Genomic DNA, 13,720 nt, shown 5'->3' with positions numbered 1-13,720 from the left:
TCAGCCCGCGAACCACTTCTGCGGACCGGGACGCAGGTTCTGATAGATGTGCTTGGCCTCCGTGTACTCGGCCAGGCCCGTCGGGCCCAGCTCGCGGCCGAAGCCGGACTGCTTGTACCCGCCCCACTCCGCCTGCGGCAGGTACGGGTGGTAGTCGTTGATCCAGACCGTGCCGTGGCGCAAGCGGTTGGCCACGCGCTGTGCTTTCGCGGCGTCGTTGGTGAACACGCCGCCGGCCAGCCCGTAGTGGGTGTCGTTGGCGATGCGCACGGCGTCGTCCTCGTCGGTGAAGGTCTCGACCGTGAGCACCGGTCCGAACGACTCCTCGACCACGGCGTGGCTGCCCTGTGCGACGTTGTCGAGGATCGTCGGCAGGTAGTAGAAACCGTTCCGCAGCTCGGGGTCGTCGGGCCGCTTGCCGCCGGTCCGCAGCACCGCGCCCTCTGCCAGGGCCGTGGCGACGTAGCGCTCGACCTTTTCACGGTGGGCGGCCGAGATCAGCGGTCCGGTCTCGGCGTGCTCGTCGAACGGCCCGCCGAGGCGGATCCGCTCGGCGCGGCGCACCAGCTCGTCGACGAACTCGTCGTGCCACTCGCGCTGCACGATCAGGCGCGCGCCGGCGGAGCAGACCTGGCCGGAGTGCAGGAACACGGCGGTGAGGGCGTAGTCCACGGCGGTCTCGAAGTCGGCGTCGGCGAACACCACGTTGGGGTTCTTGCCGCCGAGCTCCAGGGCCACCTTTTTCACCGTCGCGGCGGCGTTGGCGGCGATCACACGGCCGGTGGCCAGGCCACCGGTGAACGAGACCAGGTCCACGTCCGGGTGCTCCGAAAGCGGCGCGCCGGCTTCCGGGCCCGCGCCGAGCACCAGGTTGGCGACGCCGCCGGGCAGGCCGGCCTCGGTGAGCAGCTTCATGAGCAGGATCGACGTGTGCGGCGTCAGCTCGCTGGGCTTGAGCACGAACGTGTTGCCCGCGGCCAGCGCGGGCGCGACCTTCCAGATGGTCTGGAGCAGCGGGTAGTTCCACGGCGTGATGAGCCCGCACACACCCACCGGTTCGTGCACGATCCGGCTGAACGCCTCAGCGCTGCCGGTGTCGACCACGCGGCCCGCGTCGTTGGCCGCGAGCTTGCCGAAATACCGCAGGCAGGCGGCGATGTCGGCCATGTCGAAGCGGCTCTCCACCAGGCGTTTGCCGGTGTCTAGCGATTCGGCGCGGGCGAAGGTCTCGGAGTCGCGGTCGAGCAGGTCGGCCGTGCGCAGCAGCAGGTCACCGCGCTGCGCGGCGGGCGTCGAGGGCCACGGGCCGGTGTCGAACGCGCGCCGGGCGGCGGCGATCGCGGCCTCGGTGTCCTCGCGCGTGGCCTCGGCCACCTCGGCGACCGGCGACCCGTCGGCCGGGCACCGGATTTCGCGCCGGCCACCCGCCTTCGCGTCCACCCATTCGCCGCCGATGTACAAGTCCGCCATGAGGTCCTCTCGATCTTGGTCCGTTTCGGATTATCGGGGCCACTCGCGGTAGCCGCGACTTGGCCGAAGACTCCATGTTCACACCCGACCGTGGAGTTGCGCGGGGCCTCGGCGTGTGATCCGGAACGCGGGCGGCGCGGCGGTGGTGGCGCGGATCCGTAGACTGGCCCGAACTGGCGGGAGCGAAGGGAACCAGGCGAGGTGGAGCTGTGACGATGCTGGACTCCGTGCACGGACCGGCGGACCTGAAGCGCATGAGCGTCGAGGACCTCGACGAGCTGGCCGCCGAGATCAGGGATTTCCTCGTCGAGAAGGTGCGGCGGTCCGGGGGGCACCTGGGCCCGAACCTGGGTGTCGTGGAGCTCACGCTCGCGCTGCACCGGGTGTTCGACTCGCCACGCGACGCGATCGTGTGGGACGTCGGTCACCAGGCGTACGTGCACAAGATCGTGACGGGCCGGCACACCGAGTTCGACAAGCTGCGCCAGCTCGGCGGCCCGACCGGGTACCCGTCGCGCGCCGAGAGCGAGCACGACCTGGTGGAGAACAGCCACGCGTCCACCGCGCTGTCCTATGTGGACGGCCTGGCGAAGGCGTTCGAGCTGTCCGGCGGTGCCCCGCGCCACGCCGTGGCGGTCGTCGGCGATGGCGCGCTGACCGGCGGCATGTGCTGGGAAGCGCTCAACAACATCGCCGCGAACCGGGACCGCCCGGTCGTGATCGTGATCAACGACAACGGCCGGTCCTACTCGCCGACCATCGGCGGGCTCGCCGACCACCTCGCGGCGCTGCGGCTGCAGCCCGGTTACGAGCGCCTGCTCGACGGCGGGCGCGAGATCCTCCGCAACACCCCCGTGGTGGGCAAGCCGATCTACGCCGCGCTGCACGCCGCGAAGGCCGGCATCAAGGACGCGCTGAGCCCGCAGGTGATGTTCTCCGACCTGGGCCTGAAGTACCTCGGCCCGGTCGACGGCCACGACCTGGTGGCGCTGGAGAAGGCGTTGCAGAGCGCCCGCGCGTTCGGCGGCGCCGTGATCGTGCACGTGGTCACCGAGAAGGGCCACGGTTACGCGCCCGCGGTGAACCACCAGGCCGACCAGATGCACCAGACCGACCCGATCGACCCCGAGACCGGCCTGCCGCCGGTGAAGGGCCCGAGCTGGACCGGCGTGTTCGGCGACGAGCTGGCGAAGATCGGCGCCGAGCGTGAGGACGTGGTGGCGATCACCGCCGCGATGCTGCGCTCCACCGGCCTGGAGAAGTTCTCCGAGAAGTTCCCGGACCGCTGGTTCGACGTCGGCATCGCCGAGCAGCACGCCGTGACGTCGGCGGCGGGCCTCGCGATGGGTGGCTACCACCCGGTGGTGGCGGTCTACTCCACGTTCCTCAACCGCGCGTTCGACCAGGTCCTGATGGACGTGGCGCTGCACCGCCAGCCGGTGACGTTCGTGCTCGACCGCGCCGGCATCACCGGCCCCGACGGCCCCAGCCACCACGGCATGTGGGACCTGTCTCTGCTCGGCATGGTGCCCGGCATGCGCGTGGCCGCGCCGCGCGACCCGGGCACGCTGCGCGAGGAGCTGCGCGAGGCCGTGGCCGTACAGGACGGCCCGACCGCGCTGCGCTTCTCGAAGGGCACCGTCGGCGCCGACCTGCCCGCCGTGGAACGCCTCGGCACGGTCGACGTGCTGCGCCGCCCGCGCGAGTCCTGCACCCCGGATGTGCTGCTCGTCGCCGTCGGCTCGTTCGGCAAGCTGGGCCTCGCGGCCGCCGACCGCCTCGCCGACCAGGGCATCGGCGTCACGGTGGTCGACCCGCGCTGGGTCGTCCCGGTGCCGGCCGAACTGGTCGCCCTCGCGGAACAGCACAAGCTCGTGGTGACGGTCGAGGACAGCGGCCGCCACGGCGGCTTCGGCTCCGCCCTGGCCGCCGTCCTCCGCGACGCCGACTGCGACGTCCCGCTGCGAGACCTGGCCGTGCCGCAGGGCTTCCACGAGCACGGCTCGCGCGATGAGGTGCTGGACCGCGTGGGGTTGACCGCTCAGGACGTGGCGCGTCGGATCACGGAGTGGGCGTCGGGTCGGTTGGGTGTGGTGCAGGATGTACCGGCGGAGAATCCGCGGGGCTGAGTTTTCGCTCGTGAAAACGGCGGGTCCCTTCGTGAAGGGGCTCGCCGTTTTGTTCGGTCAGGAAATCAGTAGCCTTGAACGCGGGTATGCACGTGGTGTCCTGACGTCTACCGGTAAGGACGTGACGTCGAATTCGTCGTGGACGTCCGCGTGCTCCAGCGCTTGTCGACGTCGGACTGTCCGGAGTGGACGCTCGCGCTGACCACCTCCCCAGCGGATGGGTCGGTGCGGGCGCTGACCACCTCCCCAGCGGATGGGTCGGTGCGGGCGCCGTCGACGAAGTTCAGGACCTGGGTCACCGCTTCTCCAGATGGGTCGGAGCGAACATCTTCAGCACGGCGGGCAGCACGACCACCGACGGTCCCGGCGTGCGCAGAGCCGTCGCCACGTCCGCGCCCACCGCGTCGAGCGTGGACAGCACAGCCGGAACCCCGAACGACTTCGCCAGCGCCACGAAGTCGGGCCGCGCCAGCTCGGTCGCGGTCGTCTCGCCGAACGCGCCGGTGAGGTACTCGCGCAGGATGCCGTAGCCGCCGTCGTCGATCACGAGCCAGGTGACGTCGAGGCCATGTTGCTTGGCGGTGGCCAGCTCGGCCAGGCCGTACATCGCTCCGCCGTCGCCGGAGACGGCCAGTGTGCGGATGCCGGTGGCGGCGGCGCCGAGCGCGCCGGGAAGGCCGTAGCCGAGGCCGCCCGCCCCCTGCGCGGTGTGGATCGGCGCGCCGTCCGGCTGCCACGCCGACCACGCCCAGTAGGCGGCGATCGTCATGTCCCAGAACGTCTGCGTGCCCTCCGGCAGAGCTGCCCGCAAGTCGTCGACGAGCTTGCGTTCCGCCGCCAGGTCTTGACCGTCCAATCGCGACTCGACGCGAGCCAGCAGATCCGCGACGGCGGCCTCGGCTCGCCCGTCCGCAGCCCTCGCGGGAACTTTCAAAGCCTCCAGGAACAGCCGCACGTCGGCGTGGATGCCCAGCGCGGGGTAGTTCGACTCCAGCTTCCCGAGGTCGGCCTCCACCTGGATCACCCGCCCGCGCGGCGCGAACTCGCGGTAGTTGCTCGACAGCTCGCCGAGCCCGGACCCGAGCACCAGCAACAGGTCCGCGTCGGCCAGGAATTCCGTGGTGTGCCAGTCCTCCAGCCACGAGCGCGCAGACAGCTCGTGGTCCCACGGGAACACGCCCTTGCCGCCGAACGTCGACACCACCGGCGCCCGCAGCGCCTGAGCCAAGCCGAGCAATTCCGCATGCGCACCGGACCGCAGGGCGCCACCGCCAGCGAGAATCACCGGCTTCTCGGCCGCGGCCAGCAGCCGCCCCGCCTCGTTCACCAGCTCCGGCAACGGTTCCAGCGGCACTGGCGTCGCGGCCACCTCGTGCAGGGGCGGCAAAGCAGCCGGCGCCAGCAGCACGTCCTGCGGGATCTCCACCCACACCGGCCCGTACGGCGCGGTTGCCGCCGCCGTCCACGCTTCGCGCAGCGCCGTCGGGATCTGGCTGGCCGTCCGGACCACGTGCACCGACTTCACGACGTCGCGAAAGCTCGCCTGCTGGTCGGGCAGCTCGTGCAGGTACCCGTGCCGCCCGCCGCCGAGCCCGGCGACGGGGATCTGGCTGGAGATCCCGAGCACGGGCACGGACGCGGCCCGCGACTCCTGCAGGGAAGCCAACGTCAGCAAGGCACCCGGGCCTGTCGACACGATCATCGGCGTGACCGGCACCGGACCGCCCGCAGAAGCCGCCAGCCGTGCGCGGGCGAACCCGTCGGCGGCGAACGCGAGGTTGTTCTCGACCCGCGAGCTCACCACGCGCACGCCGTCCGCGCGCCGCAGCGCCTCGAACAGCCCCAGCGCGTGCTGGCCCGGCAGCCCGAACACCGTGTCCGCGCCGAGCGCCCGCAGCGTCTCGACGACGAGGTCGCCCCCAATGCGCGTCATTTGCTCTTCCCCAGCGCCAGCAGGCTCACGAGGTCGTAGGCCACGTGCGAGGCCGCGATGGCAGTGATCTCGGCGTGGTCGTAGGCCGGGGCCAGCTCGACGACGTCGGCGCCCACCAGGCGCAGGTCGCGCAGCCCGCGCAGGATCTCCAGCAGTTCGCGGCTCGTCATCCCGCCCGCCTCGGGCGTGCCGGTACCGGGGGCGTGCGCGGGGTCGAGCACGTCGATGTCCACCGAGACGTACAGAGGCCGGTCGCCGATCCGCTGCCGCAGCGCGTCGACGGTCTCGTCGATGCCGCGGCGCAGCACGTCGCCGGAGGTGACGATGCCGAAGCCGAGCCGGCGGTCCTCCTCGAGGTCGCGCTTGCCGTACAGCGGGCCACGCGTGCCGACGTGCGAAAGCGCTGCCGTGTCGAGGATTCCTTCCTCGACGGCGCGGCGGAACGGCGTGCCGTGCGTGTAGGGCTCGCCGAAGTAGGTGTCCCACGTGTCGAGGTGCGCGTCGAAGTGCAGCAGCGCCACGGGACCGTGCTTCTTCGCCGTCGCCCGCAGCAGCGGCAACGCGATGGTGTGGTCGCCGCCGACCGTCACGAGCCGCGTGCCGCCGGCCATCAGCGCCTCGGCGTCCTGCTGCACCTTCTCGATCGCTTCGCCGATGTGGAACGGGTTCGCCGCGATGTCACCGGCGTCCACGACCTGCCGTTCGGCGAACGGCGACACGTCCAGCGCCGGGTGGTACGGCCGCAGCAGCCGGCTCGCCTCGCGCACGGCGGCGGGACCGAAGCGCGCGCCCGGCCGGTAGGACACGCCGGAGTCGAACGGGACGCCGACCACGGCGACGTCGGCGCGCTCCACCTCGTCGATCCGCGGCAGCCGCGCGAAGGTCGCGAAGCCGGCGAAGCGCGGGACGCGCGACGAGTCGAGCGGGCCGATCGGGGGCAGGTCACTCACTGCGGTGTGCTCCTCGTGGGTGGGGTGTTCAGGCCTTCGCGGCGGCGGGGGTTTCCTGCGCCGCTTTCTCTTCATCTGCCGCGGAACCGTTCAGGCGCCGCGTCCAGACCGACAGGATGCTTTCGGGGGTGCGCGGCGTCGCGAGGCTCACCGCGACGTACACGATCAGGCTCGCGCTGAGGCCCCAGTAGATCGGGCTGTTGGCCTCGACCCCGTCGATGATCATGAACGCGACCACGAACCCGGTGCCGGCCACCATCGACGCGTACGCGCCCTGCCGCGTGCCGCGCTTCCAGAACAACGCGCCGAGGATCGTGACCAGCAGGCCGCCGACGAGGATGTCGTAGGCGATGGTCAGCGCGTTGACGACGTCGTCCACGACCATCGCGATGCCGATGGCGACGATGCCCAGGACCAGCGTGGTGACGCGGTTGCGCAGCACCTCGCCGCCCTTGAGGCCGATCTTGCGCAGCAGGTCCGACGTCGTCGTGGTGGCGCACGCGATCAGCGCGCCGCTGGAGGTCGACATGAGCGCCGACAGCGCGGCGGCCAGCACCAGCCCGCGCACGCCGGTGGGCAGCAGGCGCTCGGCGATGGTGGCGAACGCGTCCTGCGCGCTGCCGAGGTCGGGGTAGAGCACCTTCGCGGCGGTGCCGATGAGCGCGCCGGCCACGCCGTAGACGAGGCAGTAGACGCCGGAGATGATGCCGCCGCCGGTCGCGATGCGCGGGGTGCGGGCGGTGAACACCCGCTGCCAGATGTCCTGCCCGATGAGCAGGCCGAAGGTGTAGATCAGGAAGTACGTGAGGATGGTTTCGCCGCCGATCGAGGTGAACTCGAAGTAGGTGGCGTCGAGCTTCTCGGCCATCCCGCCGAAGCCGCCGGCGGAGACGAGGGCGATCGGCAGCAGCACGAACAGGATGCCGATCGTCTTGATCACGAACTGCGCGATGTCGGTGAGCGTGATCGACCACATGCCGCCCAGCACCGAGTAGAGCACCACGATCGAGCCGCCGATCGCGATGCCGGCCCAGCTCGGGATGGAGAACAGGACCTTGAAGATCGACGCGAACGCCAGCGTCGAGGTCACGGTCAGCATGAGCGTGTAGCCCCACATGACGACCCCGGACACGGCGCTGGTGCGGCCGCCGTAGCGCAGGTCGAGCATCTCGCCGACGGTGTACACGCGCAGCTTCACCAACCGCCGCGCGAACACCGCGTGGAGCACGAGGATGCCGACGCCGATGGTGACCACGAGCCACGCGCCCGAGACGCCGTAGGTGTAGCCGAGCTTCACGCCGCCGACCGTGGACGCGCCGCCGAGCACGACGGCCGACATCGTGCCGGAGTACATGAACCAGCCCAGCCGCCGGCCCGCCACGAGGTAGTCGGACTTCGTCTTCGCCAGGCGCAGGGCGATCCAGCCCACTCCGATCATGCCCGCGATGTACAGCGCGATCACCGCGTAGCCGCCGCCCACGGGGTCCTCCTCGGTTCTCTGCGGGGTTGTTCGGGCCACCGTAGGTTCGTGCGCCACCGCTCCGGCATGGGACGATCCGTCCAGGAACCGTCGAAAGCCGGGATGAAATGGCCCAGAACCTCGAGCACGAGTCCGCGGAAGTGAATGTTCCGTTACGGACGGTTGTCGGCAACCCGGAGCTCGCGCTCGACGTCGTGCGGGAGACGCTGCGGCCGGGTGCGCTCGACGCGCCCGTGCGCTGGGCCCACGTGAGCGAGCTCGACGATCCCGCGCCCTACCTGCTCGGCGCCGAGCTGGTGCTCACCGCCGGGGTGAACCTGCCGCGCGAGCCCGGGCACTACGTCTGCCGCCTGCGCAACGCCGGCGTGACCGCGCTGGGTTTCGGCCTCACGCCGACCGTGTCGGAGACCCTGCCGGAGCCGCTGCGCGACGCGTGCGTGCGCCACGGCCTGCCGCTGGTCGTCGTGCCGCCGCGCACGCCATTCCTCGCGATCAGCCGGGCCGTGGCCGTCGCGCTCGCCGAGGCGGGGCAACGCGAACAGCGCCGGACGGCCGTCGCGCGCGAGGCACTCACGCGCGCCGCGGGCGACGGCATGGGGGCGCTCGTGACGGCGCTGGCCGAGCGGCTGCGGGGCTGGGTGGCGCTCGTCGGGCCCGCGGACGCGCTCGTGGCGGGGCACGACGCGCCGCAGCCGTTGCCGCGCGAAGTCGCGGACCTGCTCACGACGTTGCGCGCGGGCACCGGCATCCGCAGCGCGACCACCGAGCTGCCCGACAGCACGTATGTGGTGGCGCAGCCGGTGTACTCGCAGGCGACGGCGGCGCACCTGCTCGTGCTCGGGCGGCGCCGCCGGTTCGACGGTGGTGACCGCGCGATCCTCGCCGTCGGCGCGGCTTTGCTCGGGCTCGTCGGCCGCCGCGGGTCCGACACCGCGCAACTCGGCGCGGCGGCCACCGGGTTGTTGCTGGGGCAGGGCGGCGCGGACGTGCTGACGACGCTGCTGGGCACGGGGGAGTGCCGGCTCGTGGCCGGGATCGCGCACCGCCGGGGCCCCGACGAGGTCGCCGTGCGCCACGACTGGCTGCGCGCGCGGCTCGACACCCCGCTCGTGCGGGTGCTGCCGGGGCCGCGGTTCCTGGCGGTGGTGGGTGAGACGCCGGAGCTCGACGGCTTGCGCGAGCACGGCTGGCTCGCCGTGGCAGGCTCGCCTGTGACCGCGGACGGGCTGCCGGGCGCGCTCGCGGAGGCGGAGCTGCTCCTGGCCCGGGCGCAGGCGCTCGGGCGCCCGGTGGTGGCCGCGGATCCGCTGGGTTTCGACGCGCTCGTCGCGCCCGGTGCTGCGGCGGGGTTCGCCGAGCGGGTGCTCGCGCCGTTGCGGGAGCTGGACCGCGCGCACGACCGGGAGCTGGTGCCGACGCTGCGCACCTGGCTCGCACACCACGGCGGCTGGGACCGCACGGCCGCCGAGCTCGGGGTGCACCGCAACAGCGTCCGGCATCGGATCGGGCAGGCCGAACGAGCGCTCGGCGTGGACCTTTCGGACCCGGAGACGAGGATGCGGCTGTGGTTCGCGTTGCGCTGGTCGTGACGCCGGCTCGAAGTTCGCCGTGAGCTGCGCGTGAGGTGGCCCCGAGTGTCCATTCAGGTCTCTCAGGTGCTCTCAGGAAACTGTGGGATTGTGGTCTGGTGCGTGTTCTGGTAGTCGAAGACGAAGAGCCCTTGGCCGACGCGATCGCCCGCGGCCTGCGCCGTGAGGGCATGGCGGTGGACATCGCGTTGACCGGTGACGACGGGCATGAGAAGTCGTCCGTCACCCGGTACGACGTGGTGCTGCTCGACCGCGACCTGCCCGGGATGTCGGGCGACGAGCTGTGCCGCGAGATCGTCGCGTCGGGCGAGCTCACGCGGGTGCTGATGCTCACCGCGAGCAGTTCCGTCTCCGACCGGGTCGACGGGCTGTCCCTCGGTGCGGACGACTACCTCGCCAAGCCCTTCGCGTTCCCCGAGCTGGTCGCCCGCGTGCGCGCGCTCGGGCGCCGCGCGACGCCGGCCGCGCCACCGCTGCTCACGGCGGGCGACGTGGAGCTGGACCCGGCGAAGCGCATCGTGCGCCGCGCGAGCGGGCTGATCGACCTGACGCGCAAGGAGTTCGGCGTGCTCGAGGTCCTGCTGTCGGCCTCGGGTTCGGTGGTCAGCAGCGAGGAGCTGCTGGAGCGGGTGTGGGACGAGAACGCCGACCCGTTCACCACGACGGTGCGGGTGACGGTGATGACCTTGCGCAAGAAGCTGGGTGAGCCGGGGATCATCGAGACCGTGGTGGGCTCGGGCTACCGCGTGCCGGTCGCGGAGGCCGGCGCGTAGTGAACCTGCCCGGCACACGCAGCCTGCGGGCCCGGGTCACGATCCTCGCGACCGTGCTGGTGGCCGCGGCCGGGCTGCTCCTGCTGTGGCTGGCGTGGTCGCTCGTGGGCGACGCGGTGGACGCCGTGCCGCACATGCCGCCCGGCACGATCGTGCGCGTGGACGGGGTCGACGTCGACGCGTCCACGCTCGCGCAGCACCTGCGTACGCACGCCGTGAACCGGGTGCTGATCTTCGGCTCGCTGGCGTTCTGCTTCGTCGTGGCCGCGGCGGCGATCCTCGCGTGGACGTTCACCTCGCGCGTGCTGCTGCCGCTGCGCGAGATCACCGGCACCGCGCGGCGGCTGTCGGTGGAGTCGATGGGCGAGCGTATCGGCGAGATCCGGTCGCGCGACGAGCTGGCGGAGCTGGCCCAGACCTTCGACGACATGCTCGACCGCCTGCAGGCCGCGTTCGACGCGCAGCGCCACTTCGTCGCCAACGCGAGCCACGAGCTGCGCACGCCGCTTTCGGTCATCCGCACCGAGCTCGACGTCACGCTGTCGGACGAGGAAGCCGACGAGGCAGAACTCCGTCGGATGGGCGGCGTGGTCCGCGATGCCACGGAACGCGCGGGCCAGCTCGTGAACTCCCTGTTGCTCCTGGCCCGCACCGACGGCGCCGGCCTGGTTCTGCGGGAGCCGGTGGACTTGGCGGTGCTCGTCGGGCGCGCGTGGGCAGCCGTGCGCGCGGAAGCTTCGGCGCGTGGCCTGCGGGCCGAGTTCGCCACCGTCGCCGCGCCCGCGTTCGGCGACCCCGCGCTGCTCGAACGCATCGCCGGCAACCTCGTCGAGAACGCCGTGCGCCACAACGTCGACAACGGCTGGCTCGAGGTCACCACGACACCGGGCCCCCAGTGGTCCACGCTGCGCGTGCGCTCGTCGGGCGGCCTGCTGGACCCTGCGGCCGTGCCGGAGCTGTTCGAACCCTTCCGCCGCGCCGGCGTCGCCCGCACCGCCCGCTCCGGCGCGGGCCTGGGCCTCTCGATCGTCCGCGCCGCCGTCCAGGCCCACGGCGGCGCGATCTCCGCGGAACCCGTGGTGGGCGGCGGGTTGACGGTGACGGTGCACCTGCCGGCGGGTCCGCAAGGGGTCCCCGCCCGGTAACGTTCCCGCGCTCCTCGCTGATGATCGTGCGTGGGGATTCGCTCGTGGCGCTGGTTGGCGCCTGTTCTCGTGGTCGCGCTCGGCGCTGGTGTCGGCTTGGCCTTCGTGACCGGGGCATGGCTCCGGCCGCCTCCGCTGCCCGTCGACCGCACCCCGGTGCCCCTGGCCGGCCACCAGCCGTGCCGCGACGCCGACGTGTACTTCCGCACCGACGAGCAGATGCGCCACGCCGCCGCCGCACTCCACGACGACCCCGAAGCGCGGCTGGTGTTCGTCGAGACCAAGCACGAGTCCTTCCTGTCCCTGCGCGATGGCTTCAAGGACCACCCGGAGATGCTGAAGGGCTTGGGCGGTGAGGAGTCCTCGCCCGCGGTGGTCACCGTCGTGCCGATGCCCACCACCGACCTCGTCGCCTACGTGGCCAGTCTCAAGACCCGCTTCCCCGAGGCGCAGGACGTCTACTCCATCGACGTCAACGCCTACAACGACAAGTTCGGCAAACCCCGCGACGCCCCGACGTGCCCGCGTGCGGGGGAGTACTGACCGGGACCGGTCCCGGCCGGGTGTGTGATGATCGGATGATGAGGACGCGTATCTGGCACTGGCTCGCCCCGGTGCTGGTGCTCGCACTGGGCGCGGGCGTCGGGCTCGCGTTCGTCGTCGGGGCGGCCGTGCGGCCGGATCCGCTGCCGGTGGACCGCACGCCGGTGCCGCTGGCGGGGCATCGGCCGTGCGCGGCGGTTCAGGTGTTCTTCGAGGCCGGGGTGCCCGGGCGGGATCTCGACCAGGAGATGCGGAGGGCGGCCGCCGCGCTCGCCGACGACCCGAAGGCGCGGCGCGTGTACACCGAGACCCAGGCCGAGGCGTGGGTGCGCTTCCAGGAGCTGTTCAAGGACCGCCCGGATCTGCTGGCCGAGGCAGGCCCGGAGAACATGCCGGCCACGGTGACCGTGATCCCCGTGCCGGGCACCGACCTCACCGCCTACGCGACGGAGCTCGGCAAGCGGTTCCCGGCCGCGAAGAACGCCCAGCCCTACGACGTGAACGCCGTCCGGGACAAGGTGGAGCCGAGCAAGCGTGGTCCGGCCTGCCCGCGGGCCGGAGAGTTCTGATCGCACCCGGGGTGAGTCTCCACAGAAGACAATGAGGCCGCCGGCCGGTAACGTTCCCGCCCCGCCGGATGATGATCGGGCGTGGGGATTCGTTGGTGGCGCCGGCTGGCGCCGGTTCTGGTGATCGCGCTCGGGGTCGGGGCCGGGCTGGCGTTCGCCGTCGCCGCCGGGGTGCGGCCGGATCCGCTGCCGGTGGATCGCACGCCGGTGCCGCTGGCGGGCCACCGGCCGTGCGCCGACATCGAGTTGTACTTCGGCACGGACCCCGGCATGACCCGCGCGGCGGCCTCGTTCCGCGACGACGTCCAGGCTCGGCTGGTCTTCGTGCAGACCAAACGGGAATCGTGGGAGAAGCTGAAGAAGATCTTCAAGGATCACCCGGAGGCGCAGCAGGGTATCGACGCCGCCGACGCTCCCGCGGTGGTCGAAGTGGTGCCGGTGCCTGGCACCGATCTGACCACGTACGCGTCGCAGCTCAAGACGCGCCACCCGGACGCGCAGAACGTCAAAGCGGTGGACGTCGACGCCATGGTCGCGGCGATGGGCAAGTCGGGCCAGGCGCCGAAGTGCCCACGTTCGGGTGAATACTGACCAGGGCTTCCGGGGCGAGAGGAACAGACCGTGGGGATTCGTCGGTGGCGCTGGCTCGCGCCGCTTCTCGTGGTCGCGCTCGGTCTGGGCGCCGGCGCCGCGTTCCTGGTCGTCGGGGCCGTGCGGCCCATGGTGTTGGCGGTGAACCGGACATCGCCGCCGACAACCGGACCTCAGCCTTGTCTGGCCGTGCAGGTCTACTTCCGCGACGACGATGCCATGAGGCGCGCCGCCGCCGTGCTCCGGAACGACCCGAAGGCCCGCCGGGTCTACCTCGACACCCAGGCCCTGACCTGGATGGAGTTCAAGAAGATCTACCAGCAGGATCCGGCGAAAATCGCCGCGACGAGTGAGAGCGCCATGCCGGCGACGGTGGCCGTGCTTCCGGTGCCGGGCACCGACCTCAACGCTTACGCCGCAGAGTTGAGGCAGCGGTTCCCGGACGCGCAGAAGACAAAGACGTTCGACCTCGAGGCCGCGCAGGAGAAGTACGCCCCGGAGGCGCAGGGCGACGTCTGCGCGTAACCGCGGAACCGGGGCGGCCGTCC

The 13,720-nt window shown here is 71.9% G+C and carries 13 protein-coding genes; 8 read left to right on the top strand and 5 right to left on the bottom strand.

What is annotated here, in order from left to right; translation table 11 throughout:
• Window positions 1-1,470, bottom strand: a complete 1,470-nt coding sequence (locus AB0M56_RS12560; RefSeq protein ID WP_364174319.1) for an aldehyde dehydrogenase family protein — start codon at window positions 1,468-1,470, stop codon at window positions 1-3.
• Between the two features lie 209 nt (window positions 1,471-1,679).
• On the opposite strand from AB0M56_RS12560, the gene dxs reads away from it, so the two are divergent.
• On the top strand, window positions 1,680-3,599 hold the full coding sequence (dxs, locus tag AB0M56_RS12555) for a 1-deoxy-D-xylulose-5-phosphate synthase (RefSeq protein ID WP_364174317.1): 1,920 nt from the start codon (window positions 1,680-1,682) through the stop codon (window positions 3,597-3,599).
• Between the two features lie 107 nt (window positions 3,600-3,706).
• On the opposite strand, the gene AB0M56_RS12550 is transcribed toward dxs, so the two are convergent.
• The 4 genes from AB0M56_RS12550 to AB0M56_RS12535 are packed head-to-tail and all read right to left on the bottom strand — an operon-like array spanning window position 3,707 to window position 7,962.
• Entirely contained in the window at window positions 3,707-3,898 is a 192-nt protein-coding gene (locus AB0M56_RS12550) for a hypothetical protein (protein ID WP_364174314.1), read from the bottom strand.
• Complete coding sequence (locus tag AB0M56_RS12545; RefSeq protein ID WP_364174311.1) at window positions 3,895-5,532, bottom strand: thiamine pyrophosphate-binding protein; 1,638 nt, start codon at window positions 5,530-5,532, stop codon at window positions 3,895-3,897. The genes AB0M56_RS12550 and AB0M56_RS12545 overlap by 4 nt, the downstream gene beginning before the upstream one ends.
• On the bottom strand, window positions 5,529-6,473 hold the full coding sequence (speB, locus tag AB0M56_RS12540) for an agmatinase (RefSeq protein ID WP_364174921.1): 945 nt from the start codon (window positions 6,471-6,473) through the stop codon (window positions 5,529-5,531). Before speB ends, AB0M56_RS12545 begins: the two co-directional genes overlap by 4 nt.
• A 37-nt stretch (window positions 6,474-6,510) precedes the next feature.
• Window positions 6,511-7,962: a sodium:solute symporter gene (locus tag AB0M56_RS12535; RefSeq protein ID WP_364174309.1), complete on the bottom strand. Its 1,452-nt coding sequence runs from the start codon at window positions 7,960-7,962 to the stop codon at window positions 6,511-6,513.
• Window positions 7,963-8,069: 107 nt separating this feature from the next.
• Here AB0M56_RS12535 and AB0M56_RS12530 point away from each other — a divergent pair, with 107 nt between their 5' ends.
• The 7 genes from AB0M56_RS12530 (at window position 8,070) to AB0M56_RS12500 (ending at window position 13,697) form a co-directional block, all read left to right on the top strand.
• A complete protein-coding gene (locus AB0M56_RS12530) occupies window positions 8,070-9,551 on the top strand; it encodes a helix-turn-helix domain-containing protein (protein WP_364174306.1) in 1,482 nt (493 codons plus the stop codon).
• A gap of 98 nt (window positions 9,552-9,649) precedes the next feature.
• Complete coding sequence (locus AB0M56_RS12525) at window positions 9,650-10,324, top strand: response regulator transcription factor (protein ID WP_364174304.1); 675 nt, start codon at window positions 9,650-9,652, stop codon at window positions 10,322-10,324.
• Window positions 10,324-11,469 carry a HAMP domain-containing sensor histidine kinase gene (locus AB0M56_RS12520; RefSeq protein WP_220238357.1) on the top strand — a complete coding sequence of 382 codons (1,146 nt, stop codon included), beginning with the start codon at window positions 10,324-10,326 and terminating at the stop codon, window positions 11,467-11,469. Before AB0M56_RS12525 ends, AB0M56_RS12520 begins: the two co-directional genes overlap by 1 nt.
• A gap of 30 nt (window positions 11,470-11,499) precedes the next feature.
• Complete coding sequence (locus AB0M56_RS12515) at window positions 11,500-12,012, top strand: hypothetical protein (protein ID WP_364174302.1); 513 nt, start codon at window positions 11,500-11,502, stop codon at window positions 12,010-12,012.
• 35 nt (window positions 12,013-12,047) lie between these two features.
• Window positions 12,048-12,581 (top strand): permease-like cell division protein FtsX, encoded by a 534-nt coding sequence (locus tag AB0M56_RS12510; protein ID WP_364174299.1) that lies wholly within the window; start codon window positions 12,048-12,050, stop codon window positions 12,579-12,581.
• An 81-nt stretch (window positions 12,582-12,662) separates the two neighbouring features.
• Window positions 12,663-13,172, top strand: coding sequence for a hypothetical protein (locus AB0M56_RS12505; RefSeq protein ID WP_364174296.1), 510 nt, complete (start codon window positions 12,663-12,665; stop codon window positions 13,170-13,172).
• Between the two features lie 30 nt (window positions 13,173-13,202).
• Window positions 13,203-13,697 carry a hypothetical protein gene (locus AB0M56_RS12500; protein ID WP_364174293.1) on the top strand — a complete coding sequence of 165 codons (495 nt, stop codon included), beginning with the start codon at window positions 13,203-13,205 and terminating at the stop codon, window positions 13,695-13,697.
• Window positions 13,698-13,720: the final 23 nt, after the last annotated feature.

The sequence above is a fragment of the Amycolatopsis sp. NPDC051372 genome (assembly GCF_040682095.1).
Taxonomy (GTDB): domain Bacteria; phylum Actinomycetota; class Actinomycetes; order Mycobacteriales; family Pseudonocardiaceae; genus Amycolatopsis.
The sequence above is the reverse complement of the archived record's forward strand: the minus strand, read 5'-3'. Positions and strand labels throughout refer to the sequence as shown.

Coding starts and splice junctions, on each gene's coding strand:
- AB0M56_RS12560 (WP_364174319.1), bottom strand. CDS start 1,470: ATGGCGGACTTGTACATCGGCGGCGAATGGGTGGACGCGAAGGCGGGT.
- AB0M56_RS12530 (WP_364174306.1), top strand. CDS start 8,070: ATGGCCCAGAACCTCGAGCACGAGTCCGCGGAAGTGAATGTTCCGTTA.
- AB0M56_RS12510 (WP_364174299.1), top strand. CDS start 12,048: ATGATGAGGACGCGTATCTGGCACTGGCTCGCCCCGGTGCTGGTGCTC.
- AB0M56_RS12545 (WP_364174311.1), bottom strand. CDS start 5,532: ATGACGCGCATTGGGGGCGACCTCGTCGTCGAGACGCTGCGGGCGCTC.